The organism is Candidatus Tisiphia endosymbiont of Oplodontha viridula, from assembly GCF_964264865.1.
Taxonomy (GTDB): domain Bacteria; phylum Pseudomonadota; class Alphaproteobacteria; order Rickettsiales; family Rickettsiaceae; genus Tisiphia.
In genome coordinates this window covers 778179-803816 of sequence record NZ_OZ183486.1, presented here as the reverse complement: position 1 = coordinate 803816, position 25638 = coordinate 778179, and the positions used below count along the sequence as shown (strand labels likewise).

At 33.2% G+C, this 25638-nt stretch carries 27 protein-coding genes, 1 rRNA gene and 1 other RNA gene; 16 read left to right on the top strand and 13 right to left on the bottom strand.

Annotated elements, in window-relative coordinates:
- Window positions 1–291: 291 nt before the first annotated feature.
- The 11 genes from ACFEL1_RS03905 (at window position 292) to lptB (ending at window position 8858) form a co-directional block, all read left to right on the top strand.
- Window positions 292–1584, top strand: coding sequence for an NAD(P)H-binding protein (locus ACFEL1_RS03905; RefSeq protein WP_341762613.1), 1293 nt, complete (start codon window positions 292–294; stop codon window positions 1582–1584).
- Window positions 1584–2051: a DUF2269 family protein gene (locus ACFEL1_RS03900; RefSeq protein ID WP_375331482.1), complete on the top strand. Its 468-nt coding sequence runs from the start codon at window positions 1584–1586 to the stop codon at window positions 2049–2051. The genes ACFEL1_RS03905 and ACFEL1_RS03900 overlap by 1 nt, the downstream gene beginning before the upstream one ends.
- A gap of 362 nt (window positions 2052–2413) precedes the next feature.
- Window positions 2414–2575, top strand: a complete 162-nt coding sequence (locus ACFEL1_RS03895) for a transposase (RefSeq protein WP_375331481.1) — start codon at window positions 2414–2416, stop codon at window positions 2573–2575.
- A 204-nt stretch (window positions 2576–2779) separates the two neighbouring features.
- Window positions 2780–3559: an exodeoxyribonuclease III gene (xth, locus tag ACFEL1_RS03890; protein WP_341761691.1), complete on the top strand. Its 780-nt coding sequence runs from the start codon at window positions 2780–2782 to the stop codon at window positions 3557–3559.
- Window positions 3560–3871: 312 nt separating this feature from the next.
- Window positions 3872–4177, top strand: coding sequence for an RNHCP domain-containing protein (locus tag ACFEL1_RS03885; protein WP_341761560.1), 306 nt, complete (start codon window positions 3872–3874; stop codon window positions 4175–4177).
- A gap of 326 nt (window positions 4178–4503) precedes the next feature.
- Window positions 4504–5208, top strand: coding sequence for an outer membrane beta-barrel protein (locus ACFEL1_RS03880; RefSeq protein WP_375331480.1), 705 nt, complete (start codon window positions 4504–4506; stop codon window positions 5206–5208).
- Between the two features lie 150 nt (window positions 5209–5358).
- Window positions 5359–5967, top strand: a complete 609-nt coding sequence (locus ACFEL1_RS03875; protein WP_375331479.1) for an outer membrane protein — start codon at window positions 5359–5361, stop codon at window positions 5965–5967.
- Window positions 5968–6030: 63 nt separating this feature from the next.
- The gene (locus ACFEL1_RS03870; protein ID WP_375331478.1) at window positions 6031–6987 is read left to right on the top strand and encodes an SIS domain-containing protein; all 957 of its coding nucleotides are present in this window, start codon (window positions 6031–6033) and stop codon (window positions 6985–6987) included.
- The gene (lptC, locus tag ACFEL1_RS03865; protein ID WP_375331477.1) at window positions 6987–7649 is read left to right on the top strand and encodes an LPS export ABC transporter periplasmic protein LptC; all 663 of its coding nucleotides are present in this window, start codon (window positions 6987–6989) and stop codon (window positions 7647–7649) included. Before ACFEL1_RS03870 ends, lptC begins: the two co-directional genes overlap by 1 nt.
- Window positions 7650–7725: 76 nt before the next feature.
- The gene (locus tag ACFEL1_RS03860; RefSeq protein ID WP_375331476.1) at window positions 7726–8097 is read left to right on the top strand and encodes an LptA/OstA family protein; all 372 of its coding nucleotides are present in this window, start codon (window positions 7726–7728) and stop codon (window positions 8095–8097) included.
- 23 nt (window positions 8098–8120) lie between these two features.
- Window positions 8121–8858: an LPS export ABC transporter ATP-binding protein gene (lptB, locus tag ACFEL1_RS03855; RefSeq protein WP_375331475.1), complete on the top strand. Its 738-nt coding sequence runs from the start codon at window positions 8121–8123 to the stop codon at window positions 8856–8858.
- A 340-nt stretch (window positions 8859–9198) separates the two neighbouring features.
- Here lptB and tyrS read toward each other — a convergent pair whose 3' ends face one another.
- From tyrS to ACFEL1_RS03820, 7 genes are all read right to left on the bottom strand, one after another.
- On the bottom strand, window positions 9199–10434 hold the full coding sequence (tyrS, locus tag ACFEL1_RS03850) for a tyrosine--tRNA ligase (RefSeq protein WP_375331474.1): 1236 nt from the start codon (window positions 10432–10434) through the stop codon (window positions 9199–9201).
- A gap of 123 nt (window positions 10435–10557) precedes the next feature.
- Window positions 10558–11463, bottom strand: a complete 906-nt coding sequence (gene secF, locus ACFEL1_RS03845) for a protein translocase subunit SecF (protein ID WP_375331473.1) — start codon at window positions 11461–11463, stop codon at window positions 10558–10560.
- Between the two features lie 16 nt (window positions 11464–11479).
- A complete protein-coding gene (locus tag ACFEL1_RS03840) occupies window positions 11480–11716 on the bottom strand; it encodes a DUF2312 domain-containing protein (protein WP_341751598.1) in 237 nt (78 codons plus the stop codon).
- A gap of 389 nt (window positions 11717–12105) precedes the next feature.
- Window positions 12106–13356, bottom strand: a complete 1251-nt coding sequence (locus ACFEL1_RS03835; protein WP_375331472.1) for an MFS transporter — start codon at window positions 13354–13356, stop codon at window positions 12106–12108.
- Between the two features lie 295 nt (window positions 13357–13651).
- Window positions 13652–13942 carry a type II toxin-antitoxin system YoeB family toxin gene (locus ACFEL1_RS03830; protein WP_375331471.1) on the bottom strand — a complete coding sequence of 97 codons (291 nt, stop codon included), beginning with the start codon at window positions 13940–13942 and terminating at the stop codon, window positions 13652–13654.
- Window positions 13942–14187: a type II toxin-antitoxin system Phd/YefM family antitoxin gene (locus ACFEL1_RS03825; RefSeq protein WP_375331470.1), complete on the bottom strand. Its 246-nt coding sequence runs from the start codon at window positions 14185–14187 to the stop codon at window positions 13942–13944. The genes ACFEL1_RS03830 and ACFEL1_RS03825 overlap by 1 nt, the downstream gene beginning before the upstream one ends.
- Before the next feature lie 204 nt (window positions 14188–14391).
- Window positions 14392–15279, bottom strand: a complete 888-nt coding sequence (locus ACFEL1_RS03820; RefSeq protein ID WP_341762598.1) for a DMT family transporter — start codon at window positions 15277–15279, stop codon at window positions 14392–14394.
- A 178-nt stretch (window positions 15280–15457) separates the two neighbouring features.
- Here ACFEL1_RS03820 and ACFEL1_RS03815 point away from each other — a divergent pair, with 178 nt between their 5' ends.
- Window positions 15458–16174, top strand: coding sequence for an OmpW family outer membrane protein (locus tag ACFEL1_RS03815; protein WP_375331469.1), 717 nt, complete (start codon window positions 15458–15460; stop codon window positions 16172–16174).
- 98 nt (window positions 16175–16272) lie between these two features.
- Window positions 16273–16839 (top strand): cell cycle transcriptional regulator TrcR, encoded by a 567-nt coding sequence (locus ACFEL1_RS03810; RefSeq protein WP_341761547.1) that lies wholly within the window; start codon window positions 16273–16275, stop codon window positions 16837–16839.
- Between the two features lie 142 nt (window positions 16840–16981).
- On the opposite strand, the gene ACFEL1_RS03805 is transcribed toward ACFEL1_RS03810, so the two are convergent.
- From ACFEL1_RS03805 to ACFEL1_RS03775, 6 genes are all read right to left on the bottom strand, one after another.
- On the bottom strand, window positions 16982–17305 hold the full coding sequence (locus ACFEL1_RS03805; protein WP_341761546.1) for a YbaB/EbfC family nucleoid-associated protein: 324 nt from the start codon (window positions 17303–17305) through the stop codon (window positions 16982–16984).
- Window positions 17306–17317: 12 nt separating this feature from the next.
- Window positions 17318–19015 carry a DNA polymerase III subunit gamma/tau gene (dnaX, locus tag ACFEL1_RS03800; protein ID WP_375331468.1) on the bottom strand — a complete coding sequence of 566 codons (1698 nt, stop codon included), beginning with the start codon at window positions 19013–19015 and terminating at the stop codon, window positions 17318–17320.
- A 29-nt stretch (window positions 19016–19044) separates the two neighbouring features.
- Window positions 19045–19140, bottom strand: an RNA gene (ffs, locus tag ACFEL1_RS03795) — signal recognition particle sRNA small type.
- A 36-nt stretch (window positions 19141–19176) separates the two neighbouring features.
- A complete protein-coding gene (locus ACFEL1_RS03790) occupies window positions 19177–19980 on the bottom strand; it encodes an outer-membrane lipoprotein carrier protein LolA (RefSeq protein ID WP_410521323.1) in 804 nt (267 codons plus the stop codon).
- 262 nt (window positions 19981–20242) lie between these two features.
- On the bottom strand, window positions 20243–21127 hold the full coding sequence (locus ACFEL1_RS03780; protein ID WP_342278246.1) for a bifunctional 5,10-methylenetetrahydrofolate dehydrogenase/5,10-methenyltetrahydrofolate cyclohydrolase: 885 nt from the start codon (window positions 21125–21127) through the stop codon (window positions 20243–20245).
- A complete protein-coding gene (locus tag ACFEL1_RS03775; protein WP_375331467.1) occupies window positions 21127–22128 on the bottom strand; it encodes an NAD(P)/FAD-dependent oxidoreductase in 1002 nt (333 codons plus the stop codon). Before ACFEL1_RS03775 ends, ACFEL1_RS03780 begins: the two co-directional genes overlap by 1 nt.
- Before the next feature lie 372 nt (window positions 22129–22500).
- Here ACFEL1_RS03775 and ACFEL1_RS03770 point away from each other — a divergent pair, with 372 nt between their 5' ends.
- The 3 genes from ACFEL1_RS03770 (at window position 22501) to ACFEL1_RS03760 (ending at window position 25626) form a co-directional block, all read left to right on the top strand.
- Window positions 22501–22761: a monovalent cation/H+ antiporter complex subunit F gene (locus tag ACFEL1_RS03770; RefSeq protein ID WP_341762595.1), complete on the top strand. Its 261-nt coding sequence runs from the start codon at window positions 22501–22503 to the stop codon at window positions 22759–22761.
- Window positions 22761–23909: an FAD-dependent monooxygenase gene (locus tag ACFEL1_RS03765; protein ID WP_342278248.1), complete on the top strand. Its 1149-nt coding sequence runs from the start codon at window positions 22761–22763 to the stop codon at window positions 23907–23909. The genes ACFEL1_RS03770 and ACFEL1_RS03765 overlap by 1 nt, the downstream gene beginning before the upstream one ends.
- A gap of 214 nt (window positions 23910–24123) precedes the next feature.
- A 16S ribosomal RNA gene (locus ACFEL1_RS03760) occupies window positions 24124–25626 on the top strand.
- Window positions 25627–25638 lie beyond the last annotated feature (12 nt).

The window sequence follows — 25638 nt, the reverse complement described above, 5'->3', positions numbered from 1 at the left end:
AGTTTTGGATTAAAATTAAAAATTTTAATCCAAAACTGGCTATAATATCAGAAAAATGCATTCTTGAAGCGCTTCTACGAATGCATTTTAATCTATTATCGCTAATAATCTTATTTTTATTTATATAAAAATAAGATTATTAGCAAATGAAATATTTAACAATCAGGCGTCAAACCGCTTTAAGCCTGATTGTTTACTTTCTCATTCCAATTTCGGATTAATGAAATTAATCCGAAATTGAGGTTTATACAATCAGTTGATTTGAATTTGCTATGTTATAGAGAGGATAGGGTGAAAGTTTTAGTAGTAGGTGCTAATGGTTTTATTGGTTCATATATCACCGCTGAGTTATTAAAAGATAATCATGATGTAGTTTGTGCAGTTAGAGATATAAAAGCTACTAAAAGAAAATTCCCTAACCTAGAAATTTTAGCTTGTGATTTTAACAATGATACTGATCAACAAAAGTGGCTTAACAATTTACAAAATATTGATGTAGTCATTAATGTATCCGGAGTGTTAACTTCAACTAATAACAACAAAATAGAGAATGTTCATTTCTTTGGTCCAAAAGCTTTATTTGATGCATGTATTTTAGCTAAAGTAAAAAGAATTATTCATATTTCAGCTCTTGGTATAGATAATGAGAAAACTACTGACTATGCTATAACAAAGAAAAAAATTGACAATTATTTAAAAACTTTAAAAAATATTGATTGGGTGATTTTACAACCATCGCTTGTGTATACAAGTGGTTGTTATGGAGGCACTTCATTATTTAGATCTCTTGCAGCTTTACCTTGGTTTATTCCTTTAATAGGAGATGGATCACAACAATTCCAACCAATACATATGGATGACTTAACTAAAGTGGTTGTTAATTGTACTAAAAGAGAAGGAAAAATTTGTAGAGTATTAAAAATAGTTGGTCCAGAAATAGTTACAGTAAAAGATATATTGATTAATTTTAGGAGCTGGCTTGGTCTAGACACTGCCAGGCTAATAAAGATTCCTTTAATATTCATTAGAATTGCAGCTAAGTTAGGAGACTTTTTTAGTATAGGACCACTTAATAGCACTTCATATAATATGTTATTACAGCCGAATATTGCAGATAAGAAAGACTTTATCAATTTTACTTCTGTCGTTCCAAGAAGTTTTGAGCAAGGATTAGCCACTGAACCTCTTACTGTCCAATCACTATGGCATGCAAGACTTTTTTTGTTGAAACCACTATTAAAAATCATTTTAGGTTTATTTTGGATTATGACAGGCGTCATTACGGGAGTTTTTACTTCAGAACGAGGTCTGAAAATAATAACAGAGTTAGGATTTAGCAAGCAAATTGCACAAGTTATGTTATATTCAAGCTGTCTTGCTGATATAATTCTTGGAACTCTGATGATGATCAAGCCAAGAATTATAGGAGTATGTATACTACAGATTTTATTAATGCTAGCTTATACATTTTTTCTAACCTTTCTTAAGCCTGATTTATGGCTAGACCCCTTGGGGTCACTTACTAAAAATATTCCCATAATACTTCTTACTCTTGTCCTACTTGCTATAGAAAAGGATAAATAATGGATTGGTATTCTGTCGTCAAAACTATTCACATCATTAGCTCTACTATTTTGTTTGGTACAGGTATTGGTATTGCTTTTTTTATGTGGTGGGCGAATAAAACCGGGGATTTAGCAGCCAAAGTTTATGCAGCACGTACTACGGTTATTGCCGATTTTCTCTTTACTACCACTAGTGCTATTATTCAACCAATTAGCGGCATAATATTAATCAATATAGTTGGATATGATTTCTTTGATTTATGGCTTATTTTAACTTATTTAGGATACGCTATTACAGGAGCATGTTGGCTACCAGTAGTATGGATTCAAATACAATTACGGAATATTGCAGTCAGAACATTAAAAAATAATGAGCAATTACCAGCACAGTATTATAAATTATTTAATTTATGGTTTTATCTTGGCTGGCCAGCATTTATCAGCCTAGTTATTATTTTCTTTTTAATGGTTTTTAAGCCGATGTAAAATTCGGTGAAATTATCGAAACAATCAGATTTGAGGCTGCTCTGCATCTGATTGTTAAATCATGTCATTGCGAGGAGGCCGTAGGTCGACGAAGCAATTGTAAGTTAAAAGTATGATATAATAGATATTGAAGTCAATGTAAATAATGATTTATACTGACTTATAAGGGGGTGTTGCAGCGATAGTCATTAATAATATAAATGACTATCGCTGTGCAGGCGTGAGCGACCGTGAAGCAATTGGTTTTAAGACCGAATGGATATTGGTACTCTAGCCCAAATCCCCGAGACGTTTGAATAGTTGATTGGGATGCCTTTGCACGCCCGCTTACAATCGTAAACATTAAAAGTCTTCGAGGTATTATGCTATTATATAATAATTTTATCGGTCTTGATATAGGAAAATTCAATTTTGTTGTTGCTATTCATGGAAAAAAAGAAACTAAAGAATATAATAACAACTCTAATGGAATAGCTGATTTTATCAAGGATTACAAAAAAGAGATTAGTTCTGCATCATTGTGATTGCAAACGCTAAGTTACGTGATTTAACTAGCTCTGCACAAGCAATAAAAATTTAAACCAAATTTATTTAAATTTTTATTGCGAACATAGTTGATCCATATGACAAGCTTCATGGATTGCCACGCTCACGTACATTCGCTCGCAATGACGTGTAGAGAAGGTGTATTTACTAATATTAAAGCCAATTTGGGATAAGAATTAGAAATGAAAATAGCTACTTGGAATATTAATTCTATAAGAATAAGACTACAACATTTACGGGACTTTTTAACAGAAGTAGATCCAGACATTGTTTTGTTACAAGAAATCAAGTGTGAGACTGATAAGTTTCCTTTTGATGAACTATCAGATCTAGCGTATAATTTCTATGTGTATGGTCAGAAATCCTATAATGGTGTGGCTATCTTATCAAAGTTTCCAGCTGATGAAGTGGTAAAAGACTTTCCGGGTATTAATTGTACTAATCAAGCACGGATTATAGAAATATCTCTACAAACTCCTATAGGTTTTTGTAGTATCACTTCATTATATGCACCTAACGGTTCATTGGTAGGTAGTGATAAATTTAAAATGAAATTAGAATTTTATGACAATTTAATTAATTACTTCGAATCCAAGAGATCTCTTGATACTAAGGTGATAGTTGGAGGAGATTTTAATATTGCTCCTTTTGATATTGACGTATACTCCGCAAAAGAGTTGCAAAATACTACTTGTTTTACTAGTGAAGAAAAACAACGACTGAGAATTATTTTAAATTCTAGTTTTGAGGATTTATATAGATTATCAAATCCTACTAAGCAAGAATTCTCTTGGTGGGATTATAGAGCAGGTTGCTTCGAACAAAATAAAGGTATGCGTATTGATATGATACTTGCATCAAGCAATGTTGCAGATTATCTAAATGATTGTTACATGCATTATAATTTACGAACAAAAATTAAGCCTTCTGATCATATACCCGTTGTTGCTATCATTAGTTAACCTCAAATATCGATGTATACTCAGGTAGAACTTCAAGAATTGGCGTCGTCGTGTTTAAAGCACAACTGTTGAAAGTTTACAAATACCTATACCACAGCGTCTATTAGCGAGCGTAAGCGAAGCAATCTAGGAAACAATCTATAGATAAATGATGTTACTGGATTGCTTCGTCGGTCTTACAGCCTCCTCGCTAATAGACGTATAGGGAAGCTGTATTTACTAACTTTCAACAGTTGTGGGGTGTTCCCTGCGTAGGTAGGGGGTCTAAAAAAATAGCATGTGTTGCCAAAAAAAATTAAAAAAAGTTAAAGAATGGTTACAAAAAGGTTTTACAGAAATAAAGAAGATTTTATTTGTGAGATATGTAGTGAATCGGTACAAGGAAATGGTTATACTAACCATTGTTCAACATGTTTCTACAGCAAGCATGTGGATATTAACCCTGGGGATAGAGCCTCTAGATGTAACGGACTAATGCAGCCAGTTTCCTATAAACTCGATAGTAAAAAGGGCATAATTCTAACCCATAAATGTCTTAAATGTGGAGAATATAAAAATAACAAGCTTGCGAACACAGATAGCGTAGAGAATTTGCTAGATGTTTTCAGTTATGCCTGAATAAATTAGGGATAAGAATTGACAAATTCTTATCCCTAATTCGCGTAATATCAGGGCAATGGCATAAATTCTATCACCATTACTATAGCTCAAACATTTGCGGGTTAACTATAGATCAGTCTATTGTGTTTTTATTGCCACAAAGTATCTCTATAACACTATTGATTAATGCTCATAATAGTTTTTAGTTTGCCCTAAGGGAAATAGTATGCTATATATACCGAACTAGGTGGTCTAAGTGGGATTTGGAGAGATTTGTGTTTCACGGGCCTTATTTGAGAATCTAATAAGGGGATTCTTGTCTATATAATTTAAGGAGAAATATTATGAAAAAGTTGTTTTTAATCGCTGCTACAAGTACGGCTCTTTTAACTTCTGCTACATCTTTTGCAGATGTAGGACAATTTTATATTAAAGCCGAAGGTGGTGCGACTAAGTTGAATAATACGAAAGGGAGATGGGATGATGCTGAAACAAAGAAAGAAGATAGCTTGAAATTAAAATCTAAAACTAACGCGATTTTGGGTCTTGGTGCTGGTTATTATGCCATGGATAATGTTAGAGCAGAATTGACACTTGATTTCCTAGTCAGTCCAGAATTTACTGGTTCTCACACTTCGACTGACGTAGCTTATAAAGCAACAGCTAAAGCAACAGCTAAAGGACAAGTGATGTCATTATTGCTCAATGGTTATGTTGATTTGTATGATGCAGGTTTTGCTAAATTCTTTGCTGGAGCAGGTGTTGGTATGGCTCAAATAAAAGAAAAAGTAACTGTGGAAATCACTAAAGACAATAAAAAGCTAGGGGAATTTTCTGCAACTAGGAAACCCGCTAATAATTTTGCTTATCAGTTGACTGTTGGTGCTTCTGCTAATGTGGCTGATGGTGTAAATGTCGAGCTTGCCTATAGCTGGAGAGATTATGGGAAAACAAATTCTAAGAATAAAGATAAGAAGGAGACTGGCAAAATATCTAAAACCGCTTACAGAGGTCACAATTTAATGGCTGGCTTAAGATTTGATATCTAATAGTAAATAATTTATAGATTTATTATTTTTGTTCTACAAAAGAAGAGGGCTTTTAGTAACCCTCTTCTTTTGTTATTTGTAGGGTGATCTTGAAAATAAGCTAGCGGATTAGTTTAATTTATAGTAAACTGTAAATTAAAAAATAGAATTATGAAACATTTACTCTTAGTAACGATTATAGCTATTTCACTTTTATTCTCTGTTTCCTCTTTGGCTATTGAAAATCAATTTTATTTGAAAGCAGAGGTTGGGGCGAATAAAATGGCTAATATTAAGTTAAATGATAAAAAATTAAAGCAAAATACCGCTATGTTTCTTGGCGGAGGTTTGGGTTATTATATTCTAAATAATGTTAGAGCTGATCTCATGCTTGCTTGGATTGCTAATCATCAATCTAAGCATTCTTTTGCCGGTACAGACTCAAAAATTAAGCCTCAAATTGCTACTTTAATGCTTAATGGTTATGTGGATATTGTTGATATAAGTATTTGTGAATTTTTTGTTGGTGCTGGTGCTGGAGTTGGTCAACTAAAAAACCAAATTACTAAGAATAATGGTGTATCAGTTTCTAGTGGTAAAAAAAATAACCTAGTCTACCAGCTTACTCTTGGAGCTGCTACAAAGTTAGCCCCAGGAGTAAAAGTTGAAGCAGCTTACAGTTGGAAAGATTTTGGTAGCACAAAAGAAATAAAAAATCATATTAAATCATTAGCATATAAAGGTCATAATGTATCACTCGGCGTCAGGCTTGATGTGTAATATGTTCTAATATTCTGTCATTCCTCTAGCTACGACAACATCATTGAACAATTCGGACACTATATGAAAATACCATACCATTGTGATGTTGCCAAAAGGGTTATATTAAAAGAATCTGCTGCATTAGTTGAATTATCTAATAATATTCCTAGTGATTTTAACAATATAGTAGATTATATAATTAACTGTAAAGGTAGGGTTATTTTAACCGGCATAGGAAAGAGTGGTTATATAGCTCATAAAATAGCAGCAAGTTTTGCTTCTACCGGTACGGCTGCTTTTTATCTGCACCCAGCTGAGGCTAGCCACGGTGATCTTGGTATGGTAACTGACAATGATGTAGTATTCATGCTGTCTAATTCAGGGGAGACAAAAGAATTATTTGATATAATGAAATATTGTAAGAGATTTTCTATAAAAATAATTGCCATGACTATGAATGCCAACTCTACTATAGCAATCAATAGCGATTTCCTATTATTAATACCAAGAATCAATGAAGCATCTTATATTGCCGCTCCAACAACTTCTTCAGTAATGATGTTATCTCTTGGAGATGCACTTACCACTTCTGTACATGAAGCACGAGGCTTTTCTGAAGATGATTTTCGGCTGTATCATCCTGGAGGAAAGATTGGAGCGAATCTTATAAAGGTAGAGAGCTTAATGCGGGTGAAAGATCAGTTGCCTTTAGTATATGCTGATACCTCATTTACCGATACTATATTGGTTATGAATCAAAAGAGTCTTGGATGTGCTATAGTGGTAGATAAAGATTTGAGTTTGGTTGGTATTATAACAGATGGAGATTTGCGTAGACATATTAATGATAAAATAGATATGAAGTATGCAAGCGATGTAATGACTTCTAACCCAAAACACATTTCTCCTTCGAAATTAGCGGGAGAGGCTTTAGGTCTAATGAATAGTAAATCGATTACTAGCATACCAGTAACTGAAAATAATATAGTGATTGGTATTGTTCATATACATGACTTACTTAGGGCAGGAATCAGCTGATGAATGTTCATGATAATGTTGGCAATATTATGGTTAAGATTCCCTTCATAGATAAAGGTAGTAGTGCTATCATTTCATCTTATAGACGTTCAATTAGTCTATCAAAGATCTTATCTTGTTTAGGAATAGTATTAACCTTATATTTTATTTATATAAATTTAAATCCTATCAGTAATAATTCAAAATCAACTGAGGACAATAGTGGCAATAGTGCTTTTAATCCAAATGATAAAGATTATGAAATAAAAATTTCAAATTCAATTTTTAAGGGGTTCAATAAAAACTTAAATCCTTACCAAATTCAGGCTGCGCAAGCAGTTAGGACTTTAGGTAATCAATATAAACTAGAAGAAATTAATGCTACATATAAAATAAATGACAACAAAGACTTAGTGATCAGTGCAAAAAATGGTATATTAAATGAGAATAGTCATATGTTAAAATTAAAAAATGATGTACAGTTTTTTTTAGGAGAAAGCACATTAAAAGCACAAGAAGCCCAAATGAATCTACTAAATAAAGAAACATATAGTAACACAGGAGTGGTATTATCTTATAAAAATTGTAAAATTACTTCTAATAATTTTAGTGCTACACATGATAATGATATTATAAATTTCAAAGGTAATGTATCGACGGTTATTGATGTATCGGATTTTTAGCATAATTTGCTATGTATTGTTTTTTCTAATCATAAGTTCATCCGTAGCCTATGGGAAATACTCAAAACATTCGAGTATGGATAGATTATATATTCATTCTGACAATTTAGTAATTGATCAAACTAAGAATCAAGCTTGTTTTACAGGAGAGGTGATTTTGTGGTTTGATGATATGATGGTAAAAACAACTAATTTAGAAATTTTTTATAAAACAGTTGATAATAAAAAAACTATTGATTACATTTCCATACCGTCAAGATTGACTGCTAAGAGGAATAATGGTCAAGAGTTACTAACTGCTACTTCTGCAAAATATTTTGTAGAAAGAAAAGAACTAGTACTGCTTGGTGATGTAATAGTACAGAATAAGGATGGTATTATAAAAACTGACAAACTAGTATATTATACGGAACTCAATAATATAGATTATACCAAATCAAAAAATTAGTTATGTAAGAAATTTTTTAAAGTATGCCGCGTTTAATAATAGAGAAATTACAAGTAAGTAGTATTTCAAAATCTTATAATAAGAGAGTGATCCTAAACGACGTATCTCTTCAATTAAAAACAGGAGAAATAGTTGGTCTTTTTGGTCCAAACGGTGCAGGTAAAACTACCTGTTTTAGTATTATTATAGGACTTACCAAACCAGATAGTGGAGCATTATTTTATAATGATCATGATATTACTCATTTACCAATTTATTTAAGAGCTAGGTTTGGCTTTAGCTATCTTCCTCAAGAACCATCAATTTTCCGTGGGCTATCTGTAGGAGATAATATTAGATTAATGCTAGAGGTTTTAGAAAATGACCAAGAAATTATCGAACAAAAAACATTAGATTTGCTTAAAGAATTTTCTATTCTTCATCTAAAAGACATGCCAGCAATAGGACTATCCGGCGGAGAAAGACGTAGGCTAGAAATCGCAAGAACAATAGCACTAGATCCCAAATTTATTATGCTTGACGAACCACTTGCAGGCATTGATCCGTTAGCAATTGAGGATCTTAAAAATTTGATTGTTCACTTACGTAACCGCAATATCGGCATCCTAATTACCGATCACAATGTTAGAGATACTCTTAATATAGTTGACAGAGCCTATGTTATTTACGAAGGAAAAGTCCTATTAGAAGGAACTCCACAAGAAATAGCCACAAGCTATCAAGTAAAGGAAGTATATCTAGGGCAATCTTTTTGTTTGTAATAATAGACATACTGTAATTGTAGGTAACCATACACTTTAAATTATCTATCCTATAACTTACAAAATCTTATACCTATTTTCAACTATTTTCTTTCAAAACTTAAATACTCGTGAACGGTTACACCTCGACTTGGTAATTCCTGCTACTATCATGATTTTGATTCTATCGTCTATCAACTCTTCATTTACGAGCAGTATACTTCATTATTTTAGAACGAAGTCAAAGTTCAGAAAGAACAGCTTCAAAAATAAATTAAGTTCAATTTAAACAGGAGTCATTTTACAGGATATCTATACATGAAAAAATTACCAGCAGAAGTAGATATTTTTTAGCTTACTATTATGTCAACCTGATCAACACATATTTTTTCTTACCTACGGAGATCTTAATAACTTGGTTGTCCTGCATAAAGGTCAAGTCAATAACCGTGTTTTCGTCTTGGATTAATTGATTATTGATTTTTGCTCCAGCCCCTCTAATCAACCGACGTCCTTCGGATTTTGATTTAGCAAAACCTGCTTCATAAAGTAATTCATATGCTGGAATACCTAGAGCTAACCTCCCCTGTTCTAGATAAATAGTTGGTAAATTGCAATCAATTTCTCCTTGTTCAAAAAGCTTGGTAGCTGTTTCTAAAGCTGTCATAGCTGCCTCTTTACCATGACAAAGTTTAGTTAAATTAAAGGCTAATTGCTTTTTGGCACTATTAATATCAGATGCACTAAGTAAGATAAACTCTTGCATGGCATCTTCTCCTAACTCACTATATAATTTTGCGAACTTGACCACATCTTGATCTTCACAATTCCGCCAATATTGATAATAATCGTATGGGCTTAACATATCCTCATTTAGCCACACAGCTCCACCAACAGACTTGCCCATTTTGTTGCCAGAAGCAGTTGTTAATAAGGGCGTAGTCATACCAAAGACTTCATTACCTGTTAGTTTCCTTGTAAAATCAACGCCCATTACTATATTACCCCACTGGTCACTACCACCTATTTGTAAAGAACAACCATATAGTTTATTTAAATGATAAAAATCGTAGGCTTGTAGCAACATATAATTAAATTCTAAGAAACTCATATGTTGCTCTCTCTCTAAACGTAATTTTACAGAGTCCATAGATAACATACGATTCACAGAAAAAAAACTACCAAAATTGCGAAGAAAATCTAAGTAATTTAACGATTCTAGCCAATTTGAATTATCAACTAATATTGCATCATTTTCCCCAGTACCAAATTTAATAAATTTTGATAATGATTTTTTTATACCTTCAGCATTTTGGGCAATTTCTTCTTTTGTTAAAGATTTCCTTGCCTCATCTTTACCAGTAGGATCACCAATTTTACTAGTTGCCCCTCCTAGGAGTACTATTGGTTTATGACCATATTGTTGCAATAAACGCAGTATCATAATTTGCATCAGACTACCTACATGTAAAGATTGTGCTGTACAATCAAAACCAATATAAGCAGATATTTTACTGTTTTTCATTAGCTCTGTTAGTTTTTCTAAATCAGTACATTGATATAGAAAACCTTTACTATCAAAATTTTTAATAAACATTTTTTTAACTAATTTTTTTTTAATATTTATTATTATTTTGTAGCAGAATTGAAGGCCTCTACTTCAATTCTGCCACTCAACTTTTATCCAAAAATTTTATCTAAAAACTTGAAAATTGATTTATCAATTCTTCAAGTTTTTGAAGTAGGTCAATATAGGAGCAGATATAAAAATAGATGAATATGTACCAACTATTATACCAAAAAATACTAATACACTAAAACTATAAATAGCTTCCCCACCAAATATTACCAAAGCTAGGTTTGCGAGTAAGGTTGTAACAACTGTTAGAATAGTCCTAGACAGAGTTTCATTAATACTCAGATTAATAATTTGTGGCATTACTTTCTTATGTGATTTGCGTAAATTTTCTCTGATTCTATCATAGATAACTACTGAATCATTCACAGAATAACCTATTATGGTAAGAATAGCAGCTATGGAGCTTAAATTGAAGTCTAGCCTCATTACACTCATAAAACCTAAGCTTAGTATGGCGTCATGTAACAAAGCTACAAGTATACCAAGTCCAAAATACCACTCAAATCTAACCCAAGTGTAAACCATTATGGCAAGAAACGAAAGAATTAGTGCTGTTATTCCTGATTTTATCAGTTGAGTACCAACTTGTGGACCAACAAAATCTACTTTACGATACTCAAATTTATAAGGAAATTGGTTTTTTAAAGTTGATTTGATAAGCTCAATATTTTGCATTAAAGTATCTTCACTATTGCTGCCAACTCGTATTGACAAATCATGCTGATTACCAAAATTTTGCAATATTACTTCACCAATCTTAAGGTTATTAAGCACTTCACGCATTTTGGTTAAATCAGGGTCTTGATCAAGCCGCACTTCTATAACAATCCCACCAGCAAAATCAATACCAAAATTAAATTTGTAAATCCCTATCCAAATAATACTTACAAGAGATAAAATAATGGATATCGTATAACTTACTTTTTTAAATCTGATAAAATCAAAGTTGATTTTATCAGGTAAAAGCCTTAATGGATATAATTGCATTATTGAATTCTTTAATTTATATACCGAGAGCTTGTCTATACAATTCTAAGATCGCATCTTGTTCAGCTAGCTTATTTCTATCAAGTTTTTTTAGTTTTAACACCGACTTCATGGCCTTGGTATCAAAGCCACTAGAGCTGGCTGCATCAAATATATCTTTTATTGCTTCAGATAATTCAGCTTTTTCTTGTTCAAGCCCTTCTATTTGATTTATATATTGTTCTAATTGTTCTTTAGCTATCACTTCTGTCATAAAATTAAAGTTTATTGTTTATCAAAAATTGTAATATGGCTAGTATATATTATTTTTATCAAGCCACTAAGTAGTTTATAGATAATTTTGCTATAAATACTAGAAAAATCTTTAGATTAGTTACCCCCATTCGGGATAAGAATTAACTAATTCTTATCCCGAATTGGCTTTAATATAAGGAAAAATGCATTCTTAAAGCGGTTTTGTGAATGCATTTTAAACCTTTCTAAAGCTAAAAACATGATTTTAAAAGATTAAAATCATGTTTTTAGCAAAATATTAATTTAACAATCAGATGCAGAGCCGTCTCAAATCTGATTGTTTCGATAATTTTACCGAATTTGGGATAAGAATTGACTAATTCTTATCCCAAATTCGTGTATTAGTTGTTACCCTCTTGAACGATCCTTATAAAAACAAAGAGCTATTAGGCTTGAAATAGCACAAGCAATTACATAATAAATAGATGAAGTAATAGTACCAGTTTTTTGTACAAGATATTCTAGTATTAAAGGTGTTGTACCACCAAAAATACTGGTTGCTGTATTATAAGACAATGATAAAGCAGTATTTCTGATATTGGTTGGATAAAATTCAGCTTGCAGTGCAGGTTCAGGACCAATATAACAAGCAGCTAAAATTGATAATACGATTTGAGATATAATTATAAAATAAAATTCTCCAGTTTCAATTACATTCATCAAAAAAGGGATAACTAAAATAATTACCAGTAAATTAATCACAAAAATTTTCTTTCGACCAATTACATCAGATAAATAGCCAGAACATAAAGCAATAATAGCCATGATTATATAACAATAATTAGCTAGATTGCTAACTTGGTCATCGGTAAAACCACGATTTATCCTCAAAAATGACATTAGATAAGTAGCTTGTAGATAGAATATTACTGAACCTGTAGAATTGATGAAGATTGATATTAACATATCAATCCAATATACAGAGATAACTTTTTTCATAGGAGATTTTAAAATCCCACCATTTTCTTTTATACTTTGAAAACTAGGGGTTTCACTGGTATATTTTTTTATATAAAGTCCAGCAAATAAAATAAAAATTCCTAATAAAAATGGTATTCTCCACCCCCAATCATTAAATTGTTGTCCTGATAAAAGGCTTTGTATAAGCTGCGAAATAAGTGATCCAAATAATAGACCAATACAAATACTGGACATTGGTATACTGCCAGTAAAGCCACGATGTATCTTACCTGTATGTTCAATAGCAAATGCAATTGAGCCAGTAAGTACTCCGCCCATTGATAAACCTTGCAGCATCCGAAGTAGAATCATTAATATAGTTGCGGTAACACCTATATTGTCATAAGTTGGTAATATGCCAATTAGTGCCGTTGGCAGAGACATACAAAATATAGATGTACTTAAAGCAGTTTTTCTACCAAAACGATCTCCCAATACCCCAAAAAATACCCCACCTATTGGTCTCATTAAATAACCGATAGCAAATACCAAAAAAGCGTGCAATAAAGACGAGCTAGGACTTGATCCAGGAAAGAACTTTGCTCCTATTATAGGAGCAAAGTAACCAAATAGTGCGTAATCATACCACTCAAATGCATTGGCTACACCGCTTGCAAAAACCAACTTACGTTTATTCATATTTTTTATTATTTCATTGGTGATCAAGGGTTAGAATGTTTATTAGCAACATATATGATGGCTTACTCATAATGCCCACTCAAGCTACCCCAATTCGTGATAAGAATTAACTAATTCTTATCACGAATTGGCTTAATATAAGGAAAAATGCATTCTTAAAGCGGTTTTACGAATGCATTTTAAACCTTTCTAAAGCTAAAAACATGATTTTAAAAGATTAAAATCATGTTTTTAGCAAAATATTAATTTAACAATCAGATGCAGAGCCGCCTTAAATCTGATTGTTTCGATAATTTCACCGAATTTGGGATAAGAATTGACAAATTCTTATCCCAAATTCGCGTAAGCTGATTATTAGTACAGTCTTTTCATCTTCAAAAATTTCGTATATCAGTCTATGTTTGATATTAATTCTTAGAGAATAGCAACCTTTTAAGTTGCCTACGAGTTTTTCACTGCTGATAGGTCTTGGATTATTTTTTAATTCAGTCCATAGTTTTCTAGCCTTATTATCAAGCTTTTCTGACTTTAACTTTTGGAAATCTTTGAATGATTTTTTAGTAAATTTCAAATTGTACAATGACATTAATTCATATCATCTTCATTTAAGCTCTCATCTAAAGGTTCTTGCCGAGCTTTTAGTATTTCCTTAACTAATCCAGGTATAGAATATAATTCTAATGTTGCTTGCAAAGATTCGTAATCTTCTTTAGATAGTAGCACTGCATCATAATCCTTACCTTTTAAATATACTGGCTTATGTGTTTCGTTTGTTTCTTGTACAAGCCTAAATAAATTAGCCCTTGCTACCGATATTGTCTGTACGTTCATAATTTGTCTCCCTTATAAGTATACTTGCTTTGAAGGATTATTTTTTGAAAATATCAAGGACTCGTGTACGCTCTGTTCGCCCCTTATTTGCAAATCCAATTCTCCAAATCATTTGAGTATATGCACATAACTAGTACATGATATTGTACATTCAATATCATTTCAACAAAATGTTTGAAGAAAACAAGCATTGCTAGTACTTCTTCATGCAGTAGCTTTATCATTTTGTGTTATATTTCCTTTCTCAGAATATATTATAAACAATGTTGCAGGTATTATTATCAATGCTCCGTATAAAGTACTGTTTTCAGGTATTTCATTAAACACAAGATATCCAGCTGATGCTGAAATTATTAACTCTAAATATCTATAAGGGGCGGTGGCAGTGGCATCAACTAGAGAGAAAGCCTTTAATAAGAAAAATAAGATTAAACTACCCCCAGCTCCTAAGGTAAATAACAAAATAAATTCTGAACTGGTAGGTGTTTGCCAATACATTATTGATGGTGGTATTGATACTAAAGATGTTACTAGAGCAGAATAAAATAGCATACTAATCATTGATTCTTTTACTACAAATTTCTTATTGATAATATCTAACATTGCAAAAGCTACAGAAGCTAAGACAAAAATTAATATCTGTGGATTAAAGTCACTAGCATGAGGTTTCAGGGTAATAACAATACCAATAAAACCAAATAAAGTTGCTGCCCATCTTTGCCAAATAATATTCTCATTTAAGAAAAAAACTGCTAGAACTAGAGTAAATAAAGGTGTAGCAAAACCAATAACTGTAGCAGTAGTCACGGGGGCAATACTGAGACCATAAATCCAACACGTCATTGCAAAAAACAATAAAACCCCTCTTGCAATATGTATAAAAGGACGATTAGTTTTAAGAGTCTGTTTCCCATAATATAAAATAAAAGGGACAAGAATTAAAGCACTAAAGAAAAAGCGAAAACTAGTCACCTCAAAACTATGTAGCCTAAGTCCAAGATATTTTGCTGTTATGTCATTAGTTGCACTACTTACCAAGCTTAATATAAACCAACTAATACCAACAAAATAAGTTTTTAATTTATTATTCATTGTATAGACCTTAATTCGTTATTTTTTTATATTTTTTGTATTAGTGTTTTCTATATTTAGTGTTATAGTGTCACTAATGTTGAACAAGTTTAAAAATCTTATTATCAATTTGATTTCCAAATAAGAAAGAATATATATAATACAGCAATATATTTAAAGCAAGCAAAGGTTTATAGTTATGATAAAAGTCACGAAAAAATTTGGAATATTGCTGTTGGTAAGTTGTGTAAGTATCTCTAGCTTTGCTAATTCTGATTTAACTAATAATGACTATGATGTCGATTATTATGAAAATGAAGGTAATCTTGTTTTTAAAATAAGAGGGGGGGGGATAAAATCTAGTGCAAAGCAAAAAGGCTTTCCTAAGGCTACCGCCGCAAGCCCAGTATCGATTGGTAATTTTGTTGAAAATGGTTACGGTTTTGATGCTTCTACATCAATATTCTTTGCTAGTAATGTTGCTGCAGAGTTATCTTTAGGTTTTAATGTATTACGTACTAAAAATAATAGTTTAAAAAATGTGGCTTATAATTATGGTGGTAATCCAGCAGATGTTGGTAAGAGAAAAGATCTTTATATGATTCCCCTGACTGTCACGGGACAATATCATATAGCTCCCTTTGGTGCTATTAGACCTTATGTTGGCGTTGGTTATCATGGAGCTTATATGTTCAGTAAATCTAAAGGATGTACAGTCAAAAATGGTCACGGTGCTGTATTACAGATCGGGGTTGACTTATATGCTAAGGATGATACATTGATTAACTTAGATGTAAGGCAGTATTTTCTTAAGACCAAAGTTGATTATAAAAATAGTTTAATAAAACAACCTATATCATCTAAAGTAAGATTTAATCCGTTAATGATTGCAGTAGGTATTGGTTTTAGGTTTTAGCCTGACCTAATTAAGCGAGAAATTGAAAGTTGACTTATTAGTTAGAAGAGACTATATCTTTTCTAGACATATCAATATTATATTATTAGTTTTTTACTATGAGTTCACAACAAAAATTACCCATACTGCCTAGAGCAACTGCTATTTGGTTGATTGATAATACTGCTTTAACGTTTAAGCAGATAGCTGATTTTTGTGGGATTCATGAGTTTGAAATTAAAGGCATTGCTGATGGTGAAGTGTCCCAAGGTATTATGGGGCTAGATCCTATTGCTGGAGGACAATTAACTCAAGAAGAAATAATGCGTTGCACGAAAGATCCAAGTAGTAGTTTAAGACTTTTTGTGAGTAGTGCCTATGATTTGGTAAGTACAAAGAAAAAACAACAATCTAGATATACTCCTATTGCTAGACGTCAGGATAAACCAGACGCGATATATTGGTTACTTAAAAATTGTCCAGAAATTTTAGATAATCAAATTATAAAACTCATTGGTACTACTAAGTCAACCATAGAAGCTATCCGTGATCGTAGTCACTGGAACATGAAAAACATTCGCCCACGTGATCCAGTTTTACTTGGAATTTGTAGTCAAGTGGAATTAGACAAGAGTATTGAGCAAGCACAGCTTTTATCTAAGCAAGAAAAAACTGCTAAAGAATAAGTCAGGGCAATTTAAAAGCCGCGAACGGTAGTTGCTATAGACATGCCTGCAAAGGCTATGAGATGTTATAGATTCCCGCCTATGCGGGAATGACCTACTCATGGTTCATGCAACAAATCCTCCATGCGGAAGTTGGGAGGATTTAAAATGGCATCTTTAGTCCAGGTGGCAAACCAATATTACCTAAAGCATCAGACATAGAGTTTTGTGAATCTTCATCGACCTTGCTTTTAGCATCGTTGAAAGCAGCAACAATTAAATCTTCCAATAATTCCTTCTCTGTCTCTTTAAGCAAAGAGGAATCAATGGAGACCTTTCGAACCTCACCACGACCACTAACGGTAATATTTACTAACCCACCACCTGCTTTTCCAAAATATTCAGCATTTGCCATTTTTTCCTGCATTGCTTGCATTTTTTTCTGCATTGACTGAGCTTGTTTTAAAAATTGATTAAAATTTGTCATACTATGTACCTTTTAATTTTCTAACAAAATATCTGAAATTGTAACATTTGGAAAGTGTTGTGTTAAAATTTTCCAATCTTGACTTGATTTTACTTTATTTAGCAATTGTTCTTTAAGAGTGATTATTTTTAACTGTTTTGTAATGATAACATTCCAAGTTTTTCCTGACCAAGCAAATAATAAATTAGCAATTTGTTCTTTTATTTTTGTATTGAGATCGCTTCCAGCAATTTCTATAGTTTGAAGAACAAAAGATTTTAACTCCACTTGGTTTAGTAATCTGTAATAAACTTCCATCTCATTATGTAAATGTAAAAACTCAAGAAAATCGATAAGAAGAGCGGTAATTTGATAATTCTGAGTTGATTGTTGTAATACCGGCTGTTCTAGTTGTTCCCCATCATTATATTCCGCTAATTCTTCTAGCGATGGCAACATCTGGGAGTAAATAGATTTTATCACCAGCATTTCAGCTTCTATCAATTGATTATGTGAAGTTCTCATCTCTATAATTCCTTTACTATATATTTGCCAAATAATAGATAATTGAGGAAGAGTAATTTTTGTTAAAATATTTGTAACATTATCATTAAAAGATACATATATAGGATTTTGATAATTAGGTATACTATTCTGCTTTGAAGAATTGGTTTTTGCAAATACTTGCGGGGTATTCGCGTACTCACGTACTTCATGTACGCCTAGTTCGCTCACCCCTTGTTTATTGTCCCCATTCTCCAAATCATTTGAGTATAATATCTTTATTTTATTAAGATAGGCAGTAAAATCAGCAACTAATGCTACAAAAGTTTCTAAATTTGCTGAAGACATATAGAGATTGTTTACTAAATCAATCGATTTAGCAGCATCTTTTTGAATAATATATTCAAAAAACTTAACTATACTAGCTGTATCCACTAAACCAAGTATTTGATAAACGATTTCAGGAGTGATCAGATATCCTGCTGCCAAACTAGTTGCTTGGTCTAGTACTGAAACTGCATCTCTAGCTGAACCATCGGATCTAGACGCAATTATTCTCATAGCCTCTATCTCAACGTTTAACTGTTCTTTTTTAGCGATGAACTGAAGCAATTGAAAAATTTCATCAAATGTTAGCCTCCTTAAATCATATCGCTGACATCTAGAAATTACGGTTAATGGAATTTTTTGTGGTTCAGTAGTAGCAAATATAAATATTACATGTGCTGGTGGTTCTTCAAGGATTTTAAGTAGAGCGTTGAATGCACCTTTAGATAGCATATGAACTTCATCAATTATGAAGATACTGTACCTAGCGATTAGCGGCTTATATTCACTACTTTCTATTATTTTACGGATATCATCAACACTTGTCTTGCTAGCAGCATCAATTTCAATTATATCGGGATGGTTATTTTTATTAAAACTACTACAATTCTGACAACTCTCACAAGGTTTAATACTATCACCTTCAACTATCAGATTGGTACAATTAATAGTTTTAGCGATAATACGTGCTGAAGTAGTTTTGCCAACACCCCTAATACCAGTAAGAAGATAACCTTGAGATATACGATTTTTTAGAATAGTATAGCTTAAAATCTTTGTTAAAACTTCTTGTCCGTATAGCTCAGAGAAATTAGTAGGGCGATATTTTCTAGCAAAATTAATATATTGGTCAGTTGTTTTTGTCACTATGGTATATTCACAAAAATATGATCTACTCAAATGATTTCAAATCCAATTCTTGAAAACAGAAGAGTATGCTAGTAATGACCCACTAGAGACTATTTTGGCTGCTTCCTTTCGAACCTGACCACCTGAACAGCACCAATGCCCACTACTAGCACATGATAAAATAGTTCTTTTATCATCTAGAGGCAAGTTATTTAAGTAGCTAAATTGTATTTTTTTTCTATATCGCTTTTTGTCAGTCTACTTGGTGTTCCGAATATGTCTGGATTCTTAAGCTTAAATAAATCATCATCAAATTTTTGTACTTTTGCAATATGATTAAATATTATGGTAATAACATTTTCATCTTCAAGTATTTCTAGCTTTTTTATTTGTTTAGTTTTTTTATCAAAGGTAATCTGACTATGTCGTTCTGATAAAGTATGATAAATAGTAATTTTAAACATATTATCTTGATCTATTACTGACTCAATTTTGAAATATTTATCAAAATCTATACTATCTTCTAATAAAAAATTAAATACATTCTCTTCTGCCTTAATACGACTTACATGTTTCATATCATAGTCATACACAGAAACATAATTAGCATTACCAATAACCACCAAAGGGAATGGTGGGTAATAATTACATCGAAACTTAGAAGGCTTATTTATTAATAACTTACCTTCAGCTTTATTCCCTGCTGAATCCTCTTGGCTAAAGTCCACAGCCATGGATTTTATTTCACGTAAATATATTTTGAGTTGATCAGTAGCTTTGTTATCAAGAGGTTTATTCTCTAATATTAGAGCTCTAGCAGAATTCGCTTCTACTAGGGAATTTGTAGGAGGATCGGAACGCAGAATCGTAGCGTACTCTAGTGTACGTGAGGATTCGAGTCTAGTCCCGATGCCCAAATTACCAGTAGAAGTAGAGTTATGCAAGAGGTCTATTTCAGCATAGGCTATGGTTAGAAACCAATAAATGACAATAATACCTTTACAAAGCCAGCTCATCTTTTATACCTAATATACGCGAATTCGGGATAAGAATTAGTCAATTCTTATCCCAAATTCGGTGAAATTATCGAAACAATCAGATTTGAGACGGCTCTGCATCTGATTGTTAAATTAATATTTTGCTAGAAACATGATTTTAAAAGATTAAAATCATGTTTCTAGCTTTGGAAAGGTTTAAAATGCATTCGCGTTAGCCGCTTTAAGAATGCATCTTTCCTTATATTAAAGCCAATTCGTGATAAGAATTGACTAATTCTTATCACGAATTGGAGTTAATATGTGTTATATTTTGTTTCGCTGCTTTAAGTGTATTCTTTAACAAATAAGCGACAGTCATTGGTCCAACACCGCCTGGAACTGGGGTTATATATCTCACTTTATCAACAACATTGGTAAAATCAATGTCTCCTACCATCTTGTCGCTATTAGGAAGTTTACTAATACCAACATCAATAACTATAGAGTTAGGACTGAAATATTCTTTTGTTAGTGTTAAAGGAGATCCAATAGCAGATATTACTATATCAGTACGGGAAGTTATAGAACTTAAATTTTGAGTTCTTGAATGGCATATAGTCACAGTACAATCTTCTCTAAGTAATAAAGCTGATAATGGTTTACCTACAATATTAGAACGCCCTATAACTACAGCATTTTTTCCAGCTAAATTTGGTTCAACTTGTTTAAGTAAATCAATGCAACCAAGAGCCGTGCAAGGTATAAAGCCATTGCCTGAGTTACTATGTAGATAACCAACATTTATAGGATGGAAACCATCGACATCTTTGCTAGGATTGATGGCAGATAAGATTAAATTTTTATTGATATGTTCAGGTAGAGGAAGTTGTACGATAATTCCAGAAATATTTGAATCATTGTTGAGCATACTGATTTCATGCAGCATATGGTCAATATCAATTTCATTGGGCAAATTTATTTGCAAGGCGTTCATACCAATTGCTCCTGCTGCTTTGATCTTATTTCTTACATATATACTACTAGCTGGGTTATCACCCACTAGTATAATAGCAAGGGTTGGTACTAACTTGTGTTGTTCCTTGATTAAATTAATCTCTGCCCTTAACTTAGATAATATTTGTTCTGCAACATATTTACCATTGATTATATTACTACGTTCATTCACTATTTATGCACTCCTTTGGTAGTTGAATATTCGAAGTGTAAGGCCTTACCCTCAAATACCCTGCCATAGGCGTGATGTAAGCTGCTAGCTGCTTCGGCAAAACCAGTAAGAATTAATTTTAATTTTGCCGGATAACTAGCAATATCGCCAATTGCATAAATGCCCGAAATATTTGTTTCGAAATATGAAGGTTCTACAACTATATGATTAGTTTTGAGATTTAATCCCCAATTTTTTATGGGACCCAATTCTTGGGCAAGTCCGAAGAATGGTAATAAAATATTCGCGGGTAAAGTACAAATATTTCCCTCAAAATCTTTGACGTTGACTGCTTCTAGTTTGCCGTCTTTTCCTACTAAATGGTTCAGTTGATAATTAATTACCAACTCAATTTTACCACTATTTGCTAGTTCTTTGAGTTGCCTTATACTTTCATTCGCCGCCCGAAATTTCTCACGCCTATGCACTAAATATATTTTTTTAGCAATTTCAGAGAGTGATATTGCCCAGTCTACAGCCGAATCCCCTCCACCAGCTATTACAATTTCTTTGTTGGCAAAACTATTGCGGTTATTGATAAAATAAAATACTGATTTTCCCTCAAATGCTTCTATATTAGGTAATGGAGGTCTATTAGGTCCAAAAGAACCGCATCCAGCAGCTATAATAATAACTTTAGCAGTAATTATGATGTCTTTAGAAGTGGTAATTTGGAATTGCCCCTCTTCTTTTTTCAACTGTACTACTTGCTGATTTAGATGATAAACCGGATCAAACGGTTGTACTTGCAATGCCAATTGTGCTATCAACTCTTCTGCCATAATTTTAGGATATGCTGGTATGTCATATATAGGTTTTTCCGGGTAAAGTTGGCTGCATTGGCCTCCTATTATCTCTTGGGAGTCAATAACATGGCAACGCATACCAAGCATCCCAGCTTGAAAAATAGCAAATAGACCAACTGGACCTGCACCAATTATTATAATATCAGTGTTGTGCATAAAATAAAATTTTTATAAATAAAAAATAGTCAAACTCTTAACACGCGAATTTGGGATAAGAATTTGTCAATTCTTATCCCAAATTCGGTGAAATTATCGAAACAATCAGATTTGAGACGGCTCTGCATCTGATTGTTAAATTAATATTTTGCTAAAAACATGATTTTAAAAAATTAAAATCATGTTTTTAGCTCTAGAAAGGTTTAAAATGCATTCGCGTTAGCCGCTTTAAGAATGCATTTTTCCTTATATTAAAGCCAATTCGTGATAAGAATTAACTAATTCTTATCACGAATTGGGGTTTAACGATACCGGGATTTTATGTTAGAATGGATAAATAATCAACTAATCAGTTTAAATTAATTTTGTATCATGATAAATTTTTATTTAGTTATCAATATTTTGTTCATTGGTTTAATGATCTATTTATTAATTAAAAATGTAAATATTTTTGTCAAACTCTTAGTGCTAAATAGTTTAACTAGTATAATAACCTTATTCATTTGTTTTCTTGGTTCATTTAAAATGAATAATTGTTATCTAGACATTGCTATAATTTACTTTCTCTTAAGTTTTATAGCAAGTGGAGCATATTTAAAGTATTTTATCAATCAATCTAATAATGTGATGTGATGGAAAAAGAAATAGTAATATTGGGTTGTGGTTTCAGTGGTATGCTTACGGCATTATCGTTTGCGAAAGAGGATATTAAGACTACCATCCTTGAGTATCAATCGATAAATTCTGATAATTTTTGTACTGATATCAGAACGACCGCCTTAACCCCTGCTTCTGTACAGTTTCTAAGAGGCCTTAATGTATGGTTTGAGATTGAGAAGATAGCTAGCAAAATGTTGGACGTCTATGTTGTTGATAATAAAGCACCAGAGATGCTATGTATGTCAAATATTAAGGGAAATGATGCATTAGGTTATATAGTAAAAAATAGTGAATTTAAGAAAATATTGCTAGCAAATGTTAGAAAAAACCCTCTGATTAAGGTAATTGATCAGTGTGATTATAAAAAAGTTGATAGTAAACCTGATCATTCAACCATATATCTAGATGACAATAAGACTATGAATAGTGACTTATTGATTGTTTGTGATGGACGTAATTCTAAAGTTCGTCAATATTATTTTTTTAATAAAATAGAGAGAACCTATAACCAAATCGCCTTGACATTTGATATTAAGCATGAGAAAGATCACGAAAATTGTGCTATTGAACATTTTATGCCATCTGGTCCTTTTGCTATTTTACCTCTCAAGGACCAAAAGGCCTCATCTATAATATGGACTACAGGGCAAGAGCAGGCTGCATTATTGATGAGCTTACCAAAGGAAGAATTTGAGTATTTAGCAAGTAAAAATTGTGGGAATTCTTTAGGGTCTATTGCTTTAGATAGTACTATTAGCTCTTTTCCTTTAAAGGCTCGTATAGCTAGTAAATATTTTTATAATAAAATAGCAGTTGTGGCAGATAGTGCCCATACAATTCATCCTTTAGCTGGTCAGGCTTTGAATCAAGGAATAAAGGATATTGAAACTTTAACTCAATTAGTGGCTAGTAGTGGTATAAGTACAGGAATGCTAGAACGATATCAAAAATTAAGACAAAATGATAATTTTCATATGTATATGATTACTGAAAGCTTAAATAGTATTTTCTCAAACCATTCAAAAACCTTGTGGTATCTAAGACGTTTGGGGCTTAAAACTATTGATAATATACAGCCTATTAAAAATTTGTTAGTAGAGTATGCCATGGGTCGTAGATAAAATGAATAAGGAAATTATAAAAAAAGTTCAAAATACCAGTTGACAGGATGGTAGATTTTGCATATAACTACTCCTACGAAAAGACGAACATTAATTATTCGTAGCTGTTTTTAAAAGTAAATAATCAGATATAGGTAGTGACAGCAAAATGTACTTATCACTAAAAGTGATAAATTAAACCTGTCAATTTTTTGAATAAAAAGTAGACAGAATCAAACTTGAGAGTTTGATCCTGGCTCAGAACGAACGCTTTCGGTATGCTTAACACATGCAAGTTGAACGGATTAATTTAGGGTTTGCTCTGAATTAGTTAGTAGCAAACGGGTGAGTAACACGTGGGAATCTACCCATCAGTACGGAATAACACTTAGAAATAAATGCTAATACCGTATATTCTCTTCGGAGGAAAGATTTATCGCTGATGGATGAGCCCGCGTCAGATTAGGTAGTTGGTAGGGTAATGGCCTACCAAGCCAACGATCTGTAGCTGGTCTGAGAGGATGATCAGCCACACTGGGACTGAGACACGGCCCAGACTCCTACGGGAGGCAGCAGTGGGGAATATTGGACAATGGGCGAAAGCCTGATCCAGCAATACCGAGTGGGTGACGAAGGCCTTAGGGTTGTAAAGCCCTTTTCAGCAGGGAAGATAATGACGGTACCTGACCAAGAAAGCCCCGGCTAACTCCGTGCCAGCAGCCGCGGTAAGACGGAGGGGGCTAGCGTTGTTCGGAATTACTGGGCGTAAAGAGTGCGTAGGCGGTTTAGTAAGTTGGAAGTGAAAGCCCGAGGCTTAACCTCGGAACTGCTTTCAAAACTACTAATCTAGAGTGTAGTAGGGGATGATGGAATTCCTAGTGTAGAGGTGAAATTCTTAGATATTAGGAGGAACACCGGTGGCGAAGGCGGTCATCTAGGCTACAACTGACGCTGATGCACGAAAGCGTGGGGAGCAAACAGGATTAGATACCCTGGTAGTCCACGCCGTAAACGATGAGTGCTAGATATCGGGAGAATTTCTTTCGGTTTCGTAGCTAACGCATTAAGCACTCCGCCTGGGGAGTACGGTCGCAAGATTAAAACTCAAAGGAATTGACGGGGGCTCGCACAAGCGGTGGAGCATGCGGTTTAATTCGATGTTACGCGAAAAACCTTACCAACCCTTGACATGGTGGTCGCGGGAAGCAGAGATGTATCCCTTCAGTTCGGCTGGACCACACACAGGTGTTGCATGGCTGTCGTCAGCTCGTGTCGTGAGATGTTGGGTTAAGTCCCGCAACGAGCGCAACCCTCATTCTTATTTGCCAGCGGGTAATGCCGGGAACTATAAGGAAACTGCCGGTGATAAGCCGGAGGAAGGTGGGGACGATGTCAAGTCATCATGGCCCTTACGGGTTGGGCTACACGCGTGCTACAATGGTATCTACAGAGGGAAGCAAGACGGTGACGTGGAGCAAATCCCTAAAAGATATCTCAGTTCGGATTGCTCTCTGCAACTCGAGAGCATGAAGTTGGAATCGCTAGTAATCGCGGATCAGCATGCCGCGGTGAATACGTTCTCGGGCCTTGTACACACTGCCCGTCACGCCATGGGAGTTGGTTTTACCTGAAGGTGGTGAGCTAACGTAAGAGGCAGCCAACCACGGTAAAATTAGCGACTGGGGTGAAGTCGTAACAAGGTAGCCGTAGGGGAACCTGCGGCTGGATTACCTCCTTTAAAGACTTAATT

Bases quoted from the DNA above. Each gene is read 5' to 3' on its own strand.
- ACFEL1_RS03775 (WP_375331467.1), bottom strand. From the start codon at position 22,128: ATGCACAACACTGATATTATAATAATTGGTGCAGGTCCAGTTGGTCTA.
- ACFEL1_RS03825 (WP_375331470.1), bottom strand. From the start codon at position 14,187: ATGAACGTACAGACAATATCGGTAGCAAGGGCTAATTTATTTAGGCTT.
- ACFEL1_RS03830 (WP_375331471.1), bottom strand. From the start codon at position 13,942: ATGTCATTGTACAATTTGAAATTTACTAAAAAATCATTCAAAGATTTC.
- ACFEL1_RS03815 (WP_375331469.1), top strand. From the start codon at position 15,458: ATGATAAAAGTCACGAAAAAATTTGGAATATTGCTGTTGGTAAGTTGT.
- secF (WP_375331473.1), bottom strand. From the start codon at position 11,463: ATGCAATTATATCCATTAAGGCTTTTACCTGATAAAATCAACTTTGAT.
- ACFEL1_RS03875 (WP_375331479.1), top strand. From the start codon at position 5,359: ATGAAACATTTACTCTTAGTAACGATTATAGCTATTTCACTTTTATTC.
- ACFEL1_RS03835 (WP_375331472.1), bottom strand. From the start codon at position 13,356: ATGAATAAACGTAAGTTGGTTTTTGCAAGCGGTGTAGCCAATGCATTT.
- ACFEL1_RS03895 (WP_375331481.1), top strand. From the start codon at position 2,414: ATGCTATTATATAATAATTTTATCGGTCTTGATATAGGAAAATTCAAT.
- ACFEL1_RS03765 (WP_342278248.1), top strand. From the start codon at position 22,761: ATGGAAAAAGAAATAGTAATATTGGGTTGTGGTTTCAGTGGTATGCTT.
- ACFEL1_RS03820 (WP_341762598.1), bottom strand. From the start codon at position 15,279: ATGAATAATAAATTAAAAACTTATTTTGTTGGTATTAGTTGGTTTATA.
- xth (WP_341761691.1), top strand. From the start codon at position 2,780: ATGAAAATAGCTACTTGGAATATTAATTCTATAAGAATAAGACTACAA.
- ACFEL1_RS03860 (WP_375331476.1), top strand. From the start codon at position 7,726: ATGGATAGATTATATATTCATTCTGACAATTTAGTAATTGATCAAACT.
- lptC (WP_375331477.1), top strand. From the start codon at position 6,987: ATGAATGTTCATGATAATGTTGGCAATATTATGGTTAAGATTCCCTTC.
- ACFEL1_RS03870 (WP_375331478.1), top strand. From the start codon at position 6,031: ATGAAAATACCATACCATTGTGATGTTGCCAAAAGGGTTATATTAAAA.
- ACFEL1_RS03880 (WP_375331480.1), top strand. From the start codon at position 4,504: ATGAAAAAGTTGTTTTTAATCGCTGCTACAAGTACGGCTCTTTTAACT.
- ACFEL1_RS03840 (WP_341751598.1), bottom strand. From the start codon at position 11,716: ATGACAGAAGTGATAGCTAAAGAACAATTAGAACAATATATAAATCAA.
- ACFEL1_RS03900 (WP_375331482.1), top strand. From the start codon at position 1,584: ATGGATTGGTATTCTGTCGTCAAAACTATTCACATCATTAGCTCTACT.
- ACFEL1_RS03805 (WP_341761546.1), bottom strand. From the start codon at position 17,305: ATGACAAATTTTAATCAATTTTTAAAACAAGCTCAGTCAATGCAGAAA.
- ACFEL1_RS03885 (WP_341761560.1), top strand. From the start codon at position 3,872: ATGGTTACAAAAAGGTTTTACAGAAATAAAGAAGATTTTATTTGTGAG.
- ACFEL1_RS03770 (WP_341762595.1), top strand. From the start codon at position 22,501: ATGATAAATTTTTATTTAGTTATCAATATTTTGTTCATTGGTTTAATG.
- tyrS (WP_375331474.1), bottom strand. From the start codon at position 10,434: ATGTTTATTAAAAATTTTGATAGTAAAGGTTTTCTATATCAATGTACT.
- ACFEL1_RS03790 (WP_410521323.1), bottom strand. From the start codon at position 19,980: ATGAGCTGGCTTTGTAAAGGTATTATTGTCATTTATTGGTTTCTAACC.
- ACFEL1_RS03810 (WP_341761547.1), top strand. From the start codon at position 16,273: ATGAGTTCACAACAAAAATTACCCATACTGCCTAGAGCAACTGCTATT.
- lptB (WP_375331475.1), top strand. From the start codon at position 8,121: ATGCCGCGTTTAATAATAGAGAAATTACAAGTAAGTAGTATTTCAAAA.